Genomic DNA, 16,024 nt, shown 5'->3' with positions numbered 1-16,024 from the left:
ATAGTACATTAAGGAGTGTAATATATGTATTTTGAAATTTATCAAGATGCTAAAGGCGAATACCGCTGGCGTTTAAAAGCAGGTAATCACGAAGTGGTTGCAACTGGTGAAGCGTATAAAACCAAACAAGGTTGCCAAAAAGGTATTGAAGCCGTTAAAAAAGTAACCGCAGAAACAGAAGTTAAAGATTTAACAAAAGCGGAAGCATAATAAATGAAGCCCTGATATTTTTAATATCGGGGCTTTGTTATTTATGCAAAAAATATGATTAATTATTCAATTTAATGGTTGCGGATTTTTCTAAAAAAGCTAATATAGTGGCTATTATTATGAGGAAATTATGCACAACACAGAATTAGCTTTAGCCCAATGGTTTAGACAATCTACGCCTTATGTCAATATGCACAGAGGAAAAACCTTTGTCATTATGCTTGATGGCGATGTTATCGAAAGTCCAAATTTTATTAATATAATCAATGATATTAGCTTACTACACAGCTTGAATATCAAATTAGTAATTGTGTTTGGAGCAAGACCACAGATTAATCAGCTCTTAACCCAAAATAACATTGAGCCTGAATATTACAATAATATTCGAATTACAAATCTGCAATCACTAGAGTATGTTAAACAGGCGGTAGGGAAAGTCCATTACGACTTATTTGCCCGCCTTTCGTTGCGTTTACCGCATTCCGAAGTGATTAATGTAGTGAGCGGTAATATGATCTTGGCTCAGCCAATTGGCGTAGTTGATGGGGTAGATTATGCCTTAAGTGGCAAAATTCGCCACATTAATGTGGAGAGCATCAAACAGCAGCTTGCACAAAATTCAATCGTATTACTTGGACCTATAGCGCCTTCTGTAACAGGAGAGATGTTTAATTTACCGTTTGAAGATATTGCCACTCAAGTTGCAATTAAACTTCGTGCCGATAAATTAATCGGTTTTTGTGAAGAGCAGGGTATTTTAGATGAAGCAGGCAATGTCATTTCGGATATCTTGCCACAAGATGCACAAAAGGTGCTGAACAATTTAATCGAGCAAGGGCAGTATCATACAGCAAAAGCCCGTTTTTTACAGGCAGCGATCAGTGTTTGTCGAGAGGGGGTAAAACGTTCCCATTTACTGAGCTATAAAGAAGATGGCTCACTACTGCAAGAGTTATTCTCTCGTGATGGTATCGGTACACAGTTCTCAATGGAAAACTCGGAAAATATTCGTATTGCTACTGCAAGATATATTCCGGGATTACTGGATTTAATTCGTCCTCTTGAACAACAGGGCATTCTGGTTAAACGCTCTCGTGAACAGCTAGAAATGGAAATTGCTAACTATACCATTATTGAGCGTGATGGCGTAGTTATTGCGTGTGCGGCATTGAATGTCTATCCGGAAGAAAAAATGGCAGAAATGGCTTGCGTGGCAGTTCACCCGGATTATCGAGATTCCTCAAGAGGCGATATTTTATTGGAGAATATCCGCAAACGGGCAGAGCAGTTAGGAATGGAAAAGCTCTTTGTGCTAACCACCCGAACTACTCAATGGTTTCAAGAACGTGGTTTTAGATTAGCAGATGCTCAAGATTTACCTCGTTATAAGCGAGAAAATTATAACTATCAACGCAGATCAAAAGTATTGATATTGCCACTCTAAGATAAGAAAATCCCTTTATCTTTGATCTGACCCAAAAAGTTAGACTGCTCTAATTCAAGGACTGAGTTCTGTACTCCACAGGGCTCAGTCCTTTTAGCTTCACTTGAATACGCTCATTATTGTAGTAATGAATGTACTCTTGAATAGTTTGTTTAAGCTCAGCAAGCGTGTTAAACCGCTTACCAAAATAACACTCCGTTTTGAGTCGCCCGAAAAAGCTTTCCATTGCACTGTTATCCAAGCAATTTCCCTTTCTTGACATACTTTGTCTAATGCCATTTTGTTAGCAAATTGTCTGAAAACCTAACATTTGATATTGCCAACCTTGGTCGGAATGTAATATCGGTGTTGAACCGTCAAGCCTTGCCACCGCTTGATTCATCATTCGAGTTATCTGCCCAAAATTCGGGGGTTCTGCCAAGTCATAGGCGATAATTTCGCCATTAAATAAGTCCTTAATCAGTGATAAATAAAGTTTACCTTCCGCACATTTGAACTCGGTTATGTCTGTGCCCCATTTCTCATTGGGTTTTGTTGCATTAAAATCTTGCTGTAAGCGATTTTCTGTAATCCGACCCACTTCGCCTTGATACGAGCGATATTTTCGGTACTTGCATTTCCCTTTCAACCCCAATTTTTGCATTATCGCTTGGACTTTTTTATGGTTAATTGTCCATATTTTTCTCAATATTTTAGGTAATAAGCCGTTTATACCCTGTTTCTCAAAGGCTTGCAACCATTGGCTGATAAGAGCAGGGGAAGGAATGCCAAAATGCAAAGCGACTTTTTTGTAGAAAATTGCTCGTTTTTAACCGCTTGTATCACAGATAATTTGAATTCGGAGGAGTAAGTTTGCTTTTTACCTAAAACAGCTAACACATTGAAACCATAATGATAATATTGGTTAATCCAAAGTCGTAATGTGCTTTTCTCTAGCTGAAAATACTGACGAGTAAGCGAGTGATTTTTCTCGGTTTGAAGGTAAAATTCGATCACTTGTTGTTTGAAAGATTGGTTGTATTTAGTCATAAAAATCTGCACCTTAGTCAGTTGGTTATTTAGTCCAACTTTTGGGGTGCAGTTCACAATAAAGGGATTTATTTTTGCAAATTTTAACGAAAATCTAACCGCTTACAGAGCGTTTTTATCGCCACGAGAGAGGCTAATAACGCCAGAGCGTACGATTTCAACAATTGAGGTTTCTTCCTTCACAGCGTCAATAAAGGCATTGAGTTTCTCGCTTGATCCAGCTAATTGAATGGTGTAAAGCTTTGGTGTTAAATCCACGATTTGCCCACGATAAATATCCACCATACGTTTTAATTCATCACGAGATGAGCCTGTGGCACGCACTTTTACTAATAACACTTCACGCTCAACGTGCTCGTAAGCACTTAAATTGCTTACTTTAAATACATCGACTAATTTGTGTAATTGTTTTTCAATTTGCTCTAATACCTTTTCTTCGCCTTGTGCGACAATTGTCATTCGTGAAAGGCTTGGATCGTCGGTTGGAGCAACGGTTAAACTTTCAATGTTAAAGCCACGTTGTGAGAACAAGGCAACCACACGAGATAACGCCCCTGATTCGTTCTCTAATAATACTGCTAATGTTCTACGCATTTGTTCTCTCCGTTTTACTTAACATCATTTCATTCATTGCACCGCCACGAATTTGCATTGGGTAAACGTGCTCTGTTTCATCAATCAGAATATCCACAAACACCAATTTATCTTTAATACTAAAGGCTTGTGTTAATTTTTCTTCCAATTCAGATGGGTGATCAATTTGAATTCCAACGTGTCCATAGGCTTCGGCTAATTTAGCGAAGTTTGGCAGAGAATTCATATACACCTGTGAATGACGACCTGAATAGATAATATCCTGCCACTGCTTTACCATACCTAAGAAGCGATTATTTAAGCTGATAATCACAACCGGCGTATCGTATTGTTTAGCCGTTGAAAGCTCTTGAATATTCATCTGAATACTGCCATCGCCCGTTACACAAATAACCGTTGCCTCTGGGTGAGCAAATTTAACGCCCATTGCAGCAGGTAAGCCAAAGCCCATTGTGCCTGCACCGCCTGAGTTAATCCAACGGCGTGGTTTATCAAAACCATAATGAAGGGCTGCAAACATTTGGTGTTGTCCTACATCTGATGCCACATAAGCCTCTCCATTTGTGAGTTTGTGGATCATTTTAATGACTTGTTGTGGTTTAATTACTTCTGAACTTTCTTCAAAAGTAAGACAGTTACGAGCTTTCCATTCATCAATTTGCTGCCACCAAGCGGTCAAATCTGTCTGACTTTTTGCAAGATTTTCATCATCAAGCAATGATAAAAATTCGTCCATTACATTTTTCGCACTGCCTACAATCGGAATATAGGCAGGTACGGTTTTAGAAATAGAGGCTGGGTCAATATCAACGTGAATAACTTTAGCGTTAGGACAGTATTTCGCTAAATTATTTGTTGTACGATCATCAAAACGTACACCAATACCTAAAATCAAATCACTTTCGTGCATAGCATTGTTTGCTTCATAAGTGCCGTGCATACCAAGCATTCCTAAGAATTGTCTATCAGAAGCAGGGTAAGCACCTAATCCCATTAATGATGTTGTAACGGGAAGGTTTAATTTTTGAGCAAACTCCGTTACTTCCGCAGAACATTCTGCACTAATCACGCCACCGCCGATATAGAGGATGGGCTTTTTCGTTACCAATAAAGCTTTTAATGCTTTTTTGATTTGACCTTTATGACCTTGTACCGTTGGGTTATATGAACGCATTGGCACTGATTTTGGATATTCATACGGATATTTATTTAGTGGGTTTACCATATCTTTTGGAATATCAATCACTACAGGGCCGGGACGACCAGTTGAAGCTATATAGAATGCTTTTTTAATTATGTGGGGAATATCTTCCGTTCTTTTTACTAGGAAACTGTGCTTTACCACTGGACGAGAAATACCTATCATATCGCATTCTTGGAATGCATCGCTTCCAATAAAGCTAGATGGCACTTGCCCTGATAAGATTACCATTGGGATAGAATCGGTATAAGCAGTTAAAATACCTGTAATGGTATTAGTTGCTCCTGGTCCTGAAGTGACCAATACACAACCTACTTTACCTGTAGAGCGAGCATAACCGTCTGCCATATGCACAGCCGCTTGCTCGTGGCGAACAAGAACGTGGTTTAAGCCAAGTGTATGAATAGCATCATAAATATCAAGAACAGAACCGCCCGGATAACCGAAAACGTATTCTACGCCTTCGTCCTTGAGCGACTGTACAACCATTTCTGCACCAGAAAGTTTTTTCATTAAATCCTCCAACCAAATAAAATCCTGTTTTAGATAAGATAGAGCGATTTTGCAACAAAACTTGAGTGCTGTCTAGCCGGAAAGGATTAAACTTTATTGCATTTTTATGGTTTTATCTGTTTTTAAATTTGATTCATCTGGTTTTTTATAAAAATAAATCCAATAAAAATTGGATTTATGATTTTATATTCTATATTTTATGCTTTAGGCAAAATTTAAAACTTTCTTACGAAAACGTTTTCTTTGCATAAAAAATATACTACAGAAAGGTTTTATGATTTGCAAAAAATTTAGCAAATTTAACCGCTTGTATGGCTAATTTTCCTCAAGTAATGCCAGCTTTTCATTGGCATCGGTAGTAATTTTAGCAATCGCATTGCGGTAGGTAATTTCTAAAGTTTCTCGGCTGGTCGCAATTACACCTTGATCGAGCAAGAAACCATCTTTGACATCATAAACCCAGCCGTGTAATGAGAGTGATTTGCCTCGTTCCCAAGCAGCCCTGATAATAGAAGATTGTCCTAAATTATACACTTGCTCTGCTACATTCAAACGAGTTAGTACATTTGAACGCTCTTCATAAGGTAGCTTTCCTAATAGGTAGCTATGCTTAAGCCAAATATCTCGAATGTGGAGCAGCCAATTGTTAATTAAACCAAGATCGCTTTGTGCCATTGCAGCATTAATGCCACCACAATTGGTATGCCCACAGATGATAATATGTTCAATTTCGAGTACATCAACAGCATACTGTACGACTGATAAACAGTTTAAATCAGTATGAATAACCATATTAGCTACATTTCTATGTACAAATAATTCACCCGGTTCTAGACCCGTTAATTTTTCAGCAGGCACACGGCTATCCGAGCAGCCAATCCACAAATAGGTCGGCTTTTGATGTTCGGCTAATTTTTTAAAATAATCGGATTGTTCATCCTTCATCTGAGTTGCCCAAGCGTGATTATTCGCAAATAGGCGTTCAATTTTCTCCATAAATTCTCCTTTTTATGCTCTATTTTTATCCGACTAAGATTATATGATTAAATTGGAAAGTAGGGTAGGCAAAAATAAAAATGCCCTTTGCGTGAAGGGCATTTATTAGTCAATAATAAGTCAATTATTGTGTTGCTTGAATAGCAGTTAATGCGATTGTATAAATAATGTCATCAACTAAAGCCCCACGAGATAAGTCATTTACAGGTTTACGCATACCTTGCAACATCGGACCAATAGAGACTAAATCGGCAGAACGTTGTACTGCTTTATAGGTGGTATTACCAGTGTTTAAATCTGGGAATACAAACACCGTTGCTTTACCTGCTACTGGCGAGTTTGGTGCTTTTGAGCGAGCAACGTCTTCCATAATCGCCGCATCATATTGTAACGGACCATCAATCACTAAGTCCGGACGTTTTTCTTGTGCAATACGAGTTGCTTCTTTTACTTTCTCTACATCTGCGCCAGAGCCAGAAGTACCGGTAGAATAGGAGATCATCGCAACACGAGGCTCAATACCAAATGCTTTCGCTGATTCAGCGGATTGAATTGCAATTTCAGCTAATTGTTCTGCGGTTGGATCTGGGTTTACTGCACAGTCACCATATACCAATACTTGATCAGGTAGTAGCATAAAGAAGATTGAAGAAACAATTGAGCTGCCCGGTGCAGTTTTAATGATCTGCATTGGCGGACGGATTGTATTTGCTGTTGTATGTACAGCACCTGAGACTAAACCATCAACTTCATTAGCTTCAAGCATCATTGTACCTAATACTACATTGTCTAATAGCTGTTCACGGGCAACAACTTCAGTCATACCTTTTGCTTTACGCAATTCAACTAAACGATCAACATAGTTATCACGAATACTTGCAGGGTCAATAACCACAACACCTTTACCTAATACAACCCCTTGTGCTTCTGCAACACGTTGTACATCGGTTGGATTAGCCAATAAGATACATTCTGCAATACCACGTTCAGCACATAATGCTGCCGCTTTAACAGTACGGGGTTCATCACCTTCGGGTAATACAATGCGTTTTTTCGCTTGGCGAGCATATTCAGTTAATTGATAACGGAATGCTGCAGGAGAGAGGCGACGAGTACGAGTGCCAGCCTTAGACATTTCATCAATGAAGTTCACATTAAATTGACTTGCCATATACTCTTTGATCGCGGCGATACGCTCTTTATCATCTACAGGCACTTCTAAGCTAAAACTTTGCAAGCTCAATGCCGTTTGCCAAGTGTTTCCTTCAATACGGAATACAGGAACACCTGTTTCAAAGGCTTGTTGGCAAAGTTTGCCAATGATGTTATCAATTTTGTAACCGCCTGTTAATAAAATAGCACCAATTTTCACGCCATTCATCACAGCAAGTGAAGCAGCAACTAATACTTCTGGACGATCTGCTGAAGTCACCAATAAACTCCCTGCTTTAAAGTGATCCACCATATGTGGTAAGCTGCGGGCACAGAAAGTAACACCACGAATACGGCGAGTTTTAAGTTCGCCCTCATTGATAATAGAAGCACCTAAATGTTTAGCAACATCAATAGCACGAGTAGCAATCAGCTCTGCTTTCCAACCGATACAACCTAAGAGTTCAATTGGGCTTTTCGCAAAGAGATTTTCTACTTCAGCTACATTGTTGTTAGAGTGTTGGAATGAATCGAAAATTTCAGTTAAATCTGGGCGAGTTCTACCAGAATCATCAACAGGTGCATTGAATTTATTGATAATAACACCTAATAAATTCGGATTGTGGCGACCACCAAACTGTGAAGCCGCGGCTTCAATACGCTCTTTTAATTGAGCAGGCGTATCTGAAGCTGGAGCTGCGACTAACACGATCTCAGCATCAAGCGATTGTGCAATCTCATAGTTAATGCTGTTAGCATAAGAATTTTTACGGGTTGGAATTAAACCTTCAATAATGATAATTTCATTATTTTTAGATAGTTTTTGGTGGCGTTCTACCACTTTTTCCAATAACACATCAGTTTGGTTTTGACCGATTAACGCTTCCGCTTCGCTAAGCATAAATGGCTCGCCAACTTCTGTGGTTTGGTCTGCACGAATAATAGTGGTTGAGCGGTCTAAGGTATCTTCGCCACTAATAGGCTGGGCAATTGGTTTTAAGAAGCCAACTTTAGAACCTTTTTGCTCTAGTGCGTGAACTAAGCCTAAACTTACGCTTGTTAAGCCAACACCCGTTGAAACAGGGATAAGAATAATTGTTCTAGACATAATTATTTCCAATTAGAAAGTGAAAGGGCAGAATATCTGCCCCTGTATCATTATAGTGCTAATTTAGCGGTATCTTGTGCAATTACTAACTCTTCGTTAGTTGGGATTACAACTGCTTTGAATGCTGAGTCATCAGTTGTAATTACCCCATCTTTACCAAAACGAGCAGCTAGGTTACGCTCTTTATCTAGCTTAATACCAAATAATTTTAAGTGATTTAAGGTTAATTCACGCACTAAACCAGAGTTTTCGCCGATACCGCCTGTAAAGGCAATAGCATCTAAGTGATCAGAACCTAAAATCGCCATATATGAACCGATATATTTAGCTAAACGGTAGCTATAAACATCTAAAGCACGTTTTGCTTCTGGTTTAGATTCATCACTGTAGTTATCTTCAGAGTAACGGCAGTCGCTGGTTACACCTGTTAAGCCTAAAAGACCTGATTGTTTTACTAGAGTATCATCAATCTCTTTCATTGACATACCTAAGTTGTTGTATAAGAAAGAGATGATGGCTGGGTCTAAATCACCAGAACGAGTGCCCATTACTAAACCTTCTAATGGTGTTAAACCCATTGAAGTGTCAATACACTTACCGTTACGCACAACTGATACAGAACCACCATTACCTAAATGGCAGATAATTGCGTTTGTTTGATCTACCGGTTTATCTGCTAATTCAGCAATTTGTGAAGTGATGTAGAAATGACTGGTACCGTGGAAACCGTAACGGCGAATACCATTTTCTTTATATAATTTGTATGGGAGAGCATATAAGAATGCCTGTTCTGGCATTGTTTGGTGGAACGCAGTATCGAATACAGCCACGTTTTTATCTTTTAATTCAGGGAAGATGCGGAATGCTTCATTGATACCGATTAAATGTGCAGGGTTGTGTAGTGGTGCAAATTGGCTTGCTTCTTCAATACCTTTAATCACTTCATCTGTAATAACTACAGAAGAGGTGAATTTCTCGCCACCGTGAACAATACGATGACCAATAGCACCAATGTTTTCTTTTAATTCATTAGGTAATAATTTTTCAGCAATAAATGTAAGTGCTTCGCTATGTGCTGCACCTGCGCCTAAATCGGCATTACCTTTCTCTCCATTTAACTTCCATTTGATACGAGCATCTTCTAAATTAAATGCTTCAGCCAGACCAGATAACTTTTCATCACCAGTTTTCGGATCTAAAATGGCAAATTTAAGAGATGAACTACCACAGTTAAGAATTAAGATTAAGTTTTTAGACATGGTCAAATTACCTTATTTTTGAAATGACGTTGAATAAAATACAAATTTTTACTTGTATATTCGGGCATAAAGGATACACCTTTCAGCCATTAAAATAAATGCTTGAAATAAAAGAAAGGCAAAAATGTGCTTAAAATTTGATATAATAAGGTATAAATGTGAAAAAACATAGCAAACAAGCGGTTATTTTTTTAAAATATTTTGCAGTTTTCTGTTTTTATTTCATTTGGAGATTCATTTATGCTAAATAGAAGAAAGTTTATTCAACTTGGTGCAAGTGCGATGCTTATTTTAGGCACTCAACCCTCTGCTTTTGCCCAAAATGCTCAAAATAAAGCCTCATTACGTGTGATTGCAACAACAGATATTCACAGTTTTTTAACCGATTTTGATTATTATAAAGATGCACCAACCGAAAAATTTGGTTTTACTCGAGCTGCAACCTTAATAAAACAGGCTAGAGAGCAAGTAAGAAACAGTGTTCTAGTTGATAATGGTGATTTAATCCAAGGTAATCCTATTGCCGACTATCAATCTACTAAGGGCTCAAAAGAGGGCAGAGCAGAGCCTTCAATTATGGCATTAAATGCGATGCAATATGATGTTGGGACATTAGGTAATCACGAATTTAACTACGGGTTAGCTTATTTGGATAGTGCAATTAAGCAGGCTAAATTCCCTATCATTAATGCCAATATTGTAAAACCGGGAACTGATTCGCCATTCTTCACACCTTATATTATTCAAGAGAAAAAAATCATTGATGAAAATGGTAAAGAGCAAACCATCAAAATCGGTTATATCGGTTTTGTGCCTCCACAAGTAATGGTGTGGGATAAAGCAAATTTGGAAGGACAGGTTGAGGCAAGAGATATTGTTAAAACTGCACAAAAATATGTTCCTATGCTAAAAGAAGCTGGCGCAGACATTGTTATCGCACTTGCTCATACAGGGCCATCAGATGAGCCTTACCAAGAAGGAGCGGAAAATTCAGCATTCTATCTTGCTGATGTAAAAGGACTTGATGCGGTTGTTTTCGGACATTCGCACCGATTATTCCCAAATAAAGAATTTGCTACGTCTCCAAATGCAGATATTGCAAAAGGTACAATGAAAGGTATCCCGCAAAGTATGGCTGGCTATTGGGCAAACAATATTAGTGTAATTGATTTAAATTTGGCTCAAAATAACGGCAAATGGGTAGTTGTGGACGGTAGAGCAGAGTTACGCCCGATCTATGACAATGAAACGAAAAAAGCAACCGTTGAAAACCACCCGGAAATTGCAGCGTTATTAAAAGAAACACACGAAGAAACCCGTAAATTTGTGGCTCAACCAATCGGTAAAGCAACAGATAATATGTACAGCTATCTTGCTTTAGTTCAAGATGACCCAACCATTCAAATTGTAAACCAAGCACAAAAAGCCTATGTAGAAAACGTGGTTAAAGGCTTGCCTGAACTTGCAGAGCTTCCTATTCTAAGTGCTGGAGCCCCATTTAAAGCGGGTGGTCGTAAAAACGATCCAACAGGCTATACCGAAGTTGATAAAGGCGAATTAACCTTCCGTAATGCGGCAGATTTATACCTTTATCCAAACACCTTGGTGGTAGTTAAAGCCAGCGGTGCAGAATTAAAAGAGTGGTTAGAATGCAGTGCTGGAATGTTCAAACAAATAGATGTAACGAGCGATAAACCACAATCCCTACTGGATTGGACAGGATTCCGCACCTACAATTTTGATGTGATTGATGGGGTAAGTTATCAATTTGACTTAACGCAACCTGCTCGTTATGACGGCGATTGTAAGTTAATCAACGAAAATGCTCATCGTGTGGTTAATTTGACTTTTGAAGGAAAACCAGTCGATCCAAACCAATCGTTTTTAATTGCCACTAACAACTACCGAGCTTATGGTGCGAAATTCCCAGGAACAGGCGATAAACACATTGTTTTTGCAGCCCCTGATGAAAATCGCCAAGTATTAGCGAATTATATTACCGCAGAAAGTAAAACTCACGGACAAGTAAGCCCGAAAGCAGATAACAACTGGCGAATTGCACCAATTAATTCAACAGTAAAACTTGATGTTCGTTTTGAAACCTCACCAACGGAAAAAGCAAAAGCCTTTATTAAAGAGAATGCTCAATATCTGATGGAGTATGTTGAAAACGATGAAACAGGCTTTGCGGTGTATCGTATTGATTTAACGAAGTAATATAAAATAACAAGCGGTTGGATTTTCTAAATTTTTGGCAAAATTTTTATAAAATTCAACCGCTTATTTTAACTAGAACTGTTCAGCAATATTTTGACGAATTTCATCAAAATTAGTTTCTTTAACCAATTTACCATTTTCAAAAATCACTTCTAAAAGATCATCAGAACAATCATCTAGGGCAGTTAAACCATCGATATAGCTCTCTAAAGTCGTTACCTTTACTCGGCCTTTTTGCGATTTTTTCAAGCCATCATCGGTTTTTGGAGCTTTGAAAATAGCTTTCTCAGCGCCATTAATGGTGATGGAAGTCGCTTTAATCGCAAAACCAAGCGTATCTCTTGTATTGCGTTGATAGGTTTGAGCCCCAACACCAAATATAATATTGCTTGAAGCAAAACCTTTCGCTTCCAATCCCTCCAAAATTTTAACCATTTTTTCATAGGTTACACCATCGCCATAAATAGCCCCAATATGCGAATTAAGCACTTTATAGCCTTTGTTATTGATTGTTCCACCGAAAATATCCCATAAACACTCAATTAATCCTTTGCGTTCGTGTTCGGTTCCGGCGGTAACATCGCCACAAATAATGGTAAAAAAGTCGCCACTATCAGGGCGAATAACAACTTTTGCTGATTCTGGACGAGCTAAAATTTCCTCTTTGAGTAATGGCAGATTTACCGTGATGTTATGCCAAAAATCGGTAGTATCCGCTACAATAGAGAGCATATTATTCGGATATTTATTCATTAAATAGCGGAAGGTTGGCAATTCATCAACCCCGTGCGAACTCATTACAGAATGCTCGGAAGCTGGAATTGATGTACCGATTAAATTTTTAGAGCCATAATAGGCCTCCACAAATGAAATGGCAGGAATGGTATCTGTACCTAAAAATGAGGTTAAATGCCCAGCTCCAGAGGTTTCAGCTGATTCTAATGAACTCATTCCACGCATTGAAAAATCGTGCGATTGGAAGGGTAGATGGCGATGATCATCGCAGGTTTGCTCGGAAAACTGCATTAATGTTTTACGATAAGCAAAAGCAATAGAGGCTGATGTTATCGGCTGCCATAACGAAACATTAATCAACGTTTCCAAATAATTGGTAAGCCAAAAGAAATCAGGATGCGTGTTTTCAATAGTCATCATCGGCACTTTAATTGCCACTGATTTACCTTCAGGAATAGCTTTAATTCTAATTGGCAAATAACCTAATTGATGTAATTGTGCGATATGTTCGCCAGAATCTTCAATGTGTAATGTATCTGCAATAAATTTCGTGTATTCAGTCACAACTTCAGATTCTGAACGAGAGAAAAAATTATCATTAAAATAATGAATTAAGTATTTCATAATAAAGGCTTGAAAACCAAATGAAACAATACGATGCAGAAATGGAGCCTTTGCATTACTACGAGGTGTAAAGGTGCTATATAAAAATTGTGAACCTTCTGGATATTGTATTCTGTGCGAGGTTTTGTAAAAATCACATAATAATGATGGGATTGCAGTAGATTTGATTTTTTTATCTAATATGCTATTCATTTGGCAAATTCCTTATGTCATTTTAAGTTGCTAAAGCCTAACATAACTTAGTTTAAAATGGAAAGTATTTATTACAAAATGAGAATGAACCCCAAATAATAACCCTCAATAAAAATTCGCATAATGGCCTACAGGTTATGTTACAATTCGAGTGCAGTATAATTGGGCTTGCCCCTACTGCACGAGAATTTACACATAACCTGTTGTTATGCGAAATTATGGCTAATATTACCTTATCTCATCTTACACCAAAGCATTTTTATGAAACGGTCAAACTACTTAAAACGACCGAACACCGCATTTATATAGGTGTTAATTCCATTGAAGTCCGTTTTAAACTTGATAATAATGAAAGTAAAACCGACACAGACAAACGTTTTGACCAATTAGAGCATTTTATGCTGTTTTTGCAGGAACTTGTTAATTCTAATGTACCAATAGATCTTGATGAATTTGTAAAAACTTACAGTAAAAGTCCAAGATGTGGGTATTTTAGAGGGCGGTGATATGACCTTTTAGGGGGAAAATGGAGTTGTTAGGGCAGTGGACTACCCTATAATAGTCCACTCATCGTCTGTAAGGACGGTGAGACCTCCTTTTTGAAAGAGACTTTGATAGAAATTGCAAGAAGAACAGGAATAAAACTGAAATCATCAAATGTGACTTTTGAAATAGACGGAGATCTTGATGTTCAAGAGCTATCTCACCCTTATGAATCTATTCCTAGCCATTTTTCTTCATTGGCGATGAAAATCTTTAATGGTAGTGACAGAATGAAAACACCGCCTTATGTTGAGTTGAAAGCAAGCCCTGCAAAATTATTGCAAGGACACAATGTTTTCGGCTCAACAAACCTAGAAATCTGTGCTTTTGTAATGTTGAGTTCATTCATCAAAGCAATGCCAGAGCTTTATGAAATGGTTGATATAGAACAAACGTCAGTTGATTGGATTGATGTAACTTATTCAGCTCATATTGATTCGGAATCTATCCAAAAACAACTTATCTCTTTTTTCCAAAACATCCATTTAGGACAAACACGCCGCACAAGACATAACAAAGAATATGATACAACGGCTGAATGGAATTCAGGTTCAGAACACCGTATTTTAAAAGTCTATCTAAAAGGTAATGAAGTTCAAAAAAGACTACAAGAAGCCCAGCACGACTTCAAAAAATCACCAAGTAAAAAGTATCTGCAAAACTCAATTCAAGTATTAAGTAATCCAAATCTCATTGAATTTTCAAAAAAATGTGTTCGTTTTGAAGCAAGATTAAAACAACGTTATTTAGATAAACATCAAATCCCACGCAATTTATTTGACTTAATTAACTATCAGAGAGATTACGAAGAGCAGGGTAGAAGCCTGATTAAAGACCTATGGCAAGACGCATTCAAAGACATTATTAAGGCTGTCGGGGAAAGCAATATGAATATTTACAACAGAGATCAAATTCAGCGTTTATTACGGAAAAATTATTTTTCAATCACTCCAAAAGGAAATGTGAGCTATGCGAAAGCTGATCGTTTATTCAGTTTTTATAAGAATTTACTAAGTGATGGCTATAGGGAAACCTTAGACGCTATGCCAAGAAACACATTTTGGAGATATGAAAAGGATCTTATTGCTATTGGTTTGACCAAAGCTCAGTTGCAAAATCTAAAAGCTCACGAACGTCATAACATCATTCCATTGATGAAACTTGTTGAAATAGACTTTAGCTGTCAAAGACCTGACTGGTATATAGAGCCGACTTTAGATGATTTTGAATTATTAGCCGCATAGATTTTTAACCCAACCAAAAGGAAAACATTATGAGTAATCAAGACATTAAACAGTATCTTTTGAAAGTTCAAATTTTCCCTACATCTCGAATTGATGAACGTTCAGGCAAAAGTGAAAAAACGGGCAAAGATTGGTTTATCCGCACTCAAGAAGCTTATATTGACTTAGGCGGTCAATTTCCAGTGCAGTTTAAAGTGCCATTAGCTAAAGATCAAATTCCTTATGGTGCAGGTAGCTATTATGTACATCCAAAATCATTTAAAACAAGCGGATACTTTGATTTGCAAGTTGGCGATGTAATTTTAGTTCCTGCTGAAGATAAGTAATCTTAGATAAGGATATTTTCCTTTAAAATCAAATGGTTACAAACGTTAAGATGAAAGTATCCTTATAAATCAATTGGTTACACCCTATTTATTCGCATAATGACTTACAGATTATGTTACAATTCGAGTGCAGTATAATAGGCTTGCCCCACTGCACGAGAATTTACACATAATCTGCTGTTATGCGAAATAATGACTCTCGAGGTCATTATGGCAAATATTACCCTTTCTCATATCACCCCTAAACACTTCTTTGAAACTGTTAAGCTCTTAAAAACAAATAACCACCGCATCTATTTATCAGTTAATACGCTGGAAGTCCGCTTTCAATATGATTTAAGTGAGAGTAGAGAAGTGAGTGATAAACGTTTTGAGCAACTGGAGCATTTTATGTATTTTCTGCAAGAGTTGGTTAATTCAGATATTCCTATTGAGCTTGATGAGTTTATTAGGACTTATCGTAAATCGCCTAAAAGTCGATTTTTTCGCCGTTGAGGTGGTGTGTGTTTTTTGCTCAAAAAAGTTCGGGAGTTCTGTAACACCCGAACTTTGGTGCCAACTTTGGCACTTTTTTAAAATTCGGAAGCTGTATTGCGTGGTTTTATATACAGCATTATTGTTTATTGAGAGCATACTT

12 protein-coding genes and 2 pseudogenes are annotated in these 16,024 nt (G+C 37.6%); 7 read left to right on the top strand and 7 right to left on the bottom strand.

Annotated features, from left to right (window positions below; translation table 11 throughout):
- Positions 1–24 precede the first annotated feature (24 nt).
- Positions 25–210: a DUF1508 domain-containing protein gene (locus ACERCG_RS08240; protein ID WP_025217281.1), complete on the top strand. Its 186-nt coding sequence runs from the start codon at positions 25–27 to the stop codon at positions 208–210.
- Between the two features lie 130 nt (positions 211–340).
- Positions 341–1,654 carry an amino-acid N-acetyltransferase gene (gene argA / locus ACERCG_RS08235; protein ID WP_373611557.1) on the top strand — a complete coding sequence of 438 codons (1,314 nt, stop codon included), beginning with the start codon at positions 341–343 and terminating at the stop codon, positions 1,652–1,654.
- A 49-nt stretch (positions 1,655–1,703) separates the two neighbouring features.
- On the opposite strand, the pseudogene ACERCG_RS08230 reads toward argA, so the two are convergent.
- The 6 genes and pseudogenes from ACERCG_RS08230 to ACERCG_RS08205 form a co-directional block, all read right to left on the bottom strand.
- Positions 1,704–2,683, bottom strand: a pseudogene (locus ACERCG_RS08230) (IS3 family transposase).
- A gap of 102 nt (positions 2,684–2,785) precedes the next feature.
- Positions 2,786–3,277, bottom strand: a complete 492-nt coding sequence (gene ilvN / locus ACERCG_RS08225; RefSeq protein WP_373611556.1) for an acetolactate synthase small subunit — start codon at positions 3,275–3,277, stop codon at positions 2,786–2,788.
- A complete protein-coding gene (locus ACERCG_RS08220; RefSeq protein WP_373611555.1) occupies positions 3,270–4,991 on the bottom strand; it encodes an acetolactate synthase 3 large subunit in 1,722 nt (573 codons plus the stop codon). Before ACERCG_RS08220 ends, ilvN begins: the two co-directional genes overlap by 8 nt.
- 315 nt (positions 4,992–5,306) lie before the next feature.
- On the bottom strand, positions 5,307–5,987 hold the full coding sequence (gene can, locus ACERCG_RS08215; protein WP_373611554.1) for a carbonate dehydratase: 681 nt from the start codon (positions 5,985–5,987) through the stop codon (positions 5,307–5,309).
- 124 nt (positions 5,988–6,111) lie between these two features.
- Entirely contained in the window at positions 6,112–8,247 is a 2,136-nt protein-coding gene (gene pta / locus ACERCG_RS08210; protein WP_373611553.1) for a phosphate acetyltransferase, read from the bottom strand.
- Positions 8,248–8,297: 50 nt separating this feature from the next.
- Positions 8,298–9,506 carry an acetate kinase gene (locus tag ACERCG_RS08205; RefSeq protein ID WP_373611552.1) on the bottom strand — a complete coding sequence of 403 codons (1,209 nt, stop codon included), beginning with the start codon at positions 9,504–9,506 and terminating at the stop codon, positions 8,298–8,300.
- 240 nt (positions 9,507–9,746) lie between these two features.
- Here ACERCG_RS08205 and cpdB point away from each other — a divergent pair, with 240 nt between their 5' ends.
- Complete coding sequence (gene cpdB, locus ACERCG_RS08200; RefSeq protein ID WP_373611551.1) at positions 9,747–11,723, top strand: 2',3'-cyclic-nucleotide 2'-phosphodiesterase; 1,977 nt, start codon at positions 9,747–9,749, stop codon at positions 11,721–11,723.
- Between the two features lie 72 nt (positions 11,724–11,795).
- Here the strand turns inward: cpdB and ACERCG_RS08195 are convergent, their stop codons facing one another.
- Positions 11,796–13,274 carry a nicotinate phosphoribosyltransferase gene (locus ACERCG_RS08195; RefSeq protein ID WP_373611550.1) on the bottom strand — a complete coding sequence of 493 codons (1,479 nt, stop codon included), beginning with the start codon at positions 13,272–13,274 and terminating at the stop codon, positions 11,796–11,798.
- A 218-nt stretch (positions 13,275–13,492) separates the two neighbouring features.
- On the opposite strand from ACERCG_RS08195, the gene ACERCG_RS08190 reads away from it, so the two are divergent.
- The 4 genes and pseudogenes from ACERCG_RS08190 to ACERCG_RS08175 all read left to right on the top strand — a co-directional run bounded on the left by ACERCG_RS08190 (position 13,493) and on the right by ACERCG_RS08175 (position 15,882).
- Positions 13,493–13,780, top strand: a complete 288-nt coding sequence (locus tag ACERCG_RS08190) for a hypothetical protein (protein WP_173632047.1) — start codon at positions 13,493–13,495, stop codon at positions 13,778–13,780.
- Between the two features lie 57 nt (positions 13,781–13,837).
- Positions 13,838–15,061, top strand: a pseudogene (locus tag ACERCG_RS08185) (phage/plasmid replication protein, II/X family); the annotation flags it as partial.
- 29 nt (positions 15,062–15,090) lie between these two features.
- Positions 15,091–15,387 carry a single-stranded DNA-binding protein gene (locus ACERCG_RS08180; RefSeq protein ID WP_005821707.1) on the top strand — a complete coding sequence of 99 codons (297 nt, stop codon included), beginning with the start codon at positions 15,091–15,093 and terminating at the stop codon, positions 15,385–15,387.
- 210 nt (positions 15,388–15,597) lie between these two features.
- Positions 15,598–15,882: a hypothetical protein gene (locus ACERCG_RS08175; RefSeq protein ID WP_020824063.1), complete on the top strand. Its 285-nt coding sequence runs from the start codon at positions 15,598–15,600 to the stop codon at positions 15,880–15,882.
- Positions 15,883–16,024 lie beyond the last annotated feature (142 nt).

The organism is Mannheimia sp. E30BD, assembly GCF_041807785.1.
GTDB lineage: Bacteria > Pseudomonadota > Gammaproteobacteria > Enterobacterales > Pasteurellaceae > Mannheimia.
This window is presented reverse-complemented; position numbering and strand designations above follow the sequence as displayed.

Coding starts and splice junctions, on each gene's coding strand:
- ACERCG_RS08240 (WP_025217281.1), top strand. CDS start 25: ATGTATTTTGAAATTTATCAAGATGCTAAAGGCGAATACCGCTGGCGT.
- argA (WP_373611557.1), top strand. CDS start 341: ATGCACAACACAGAATTAGCTTTAGCCCAATGGTTTAGACAATCTACG.
- ilvN (WP_373611556.1), bottom strand. CDS start 3,277: ATGCGTAGAACATTAGCAGTATTATTAGAGAACGAATCAGGGGCGTTA.
- ACERCG_RS08220 (WP_373611555.1), bottom strand. CDS start 4,991: ATGAAAAAACTTTCTGGTGCAGAAATGGTTGTACAGTCGCTCAAGGAC.
- can (WP_373611554.1), bottom strand. CDS start 5,987: ATGGAGAAAATTGAACGCCTATTTGCGAATAATCACGCTTGGGCAACT.
- pta (WP_373611553.1), bottom strand. CDS start 8,247: ATGTCTAGAACAATTATTCTTATCCCTGTTTCAACGGGTGTTGGCTTA.
- ACERCG_RS08205 (WP_373611552.1), bottom strand. CDS start 9,506: ATGTCTAAAAACTTAATCTTAATTCTTAACTGTGGTAGTTCATCTCTT.
- cpdB (WP_373611551.1), top strand. CDS start 9,747: ATGCTAAATAGAAGAAAGTTTATTCAACTTGGTGCAAGTGCGATGCTT.
- ACERCG_RS08195 (WP_373611550.1), bottom strand. CDS start 13,274: ATGAATAGCATATTAGATAAAAAAATCAAATCTACTGCAATCCCATCA.
- ACERCG_RS08190 (WP_173632047.1), top strand. CDS start 13,493: ATGGCTAATATTACCTTATCTCATCTTACACCAAAGCATTTTTATGAA.
- ACERCG_RS08180 (WP_005821707.1), top strand. CDS start 15,091: ATGAGTAATCAAGACATTAAACAGTATCTTTTGAAAGTTCAAATTTTC.
- ACERCG_RS08175 (WP_020824063.1), top strand. CDS start 15,598: ATGGCAAATATTACCCTTTCTCATATCACCCCTAAACACTTCTTTGAA.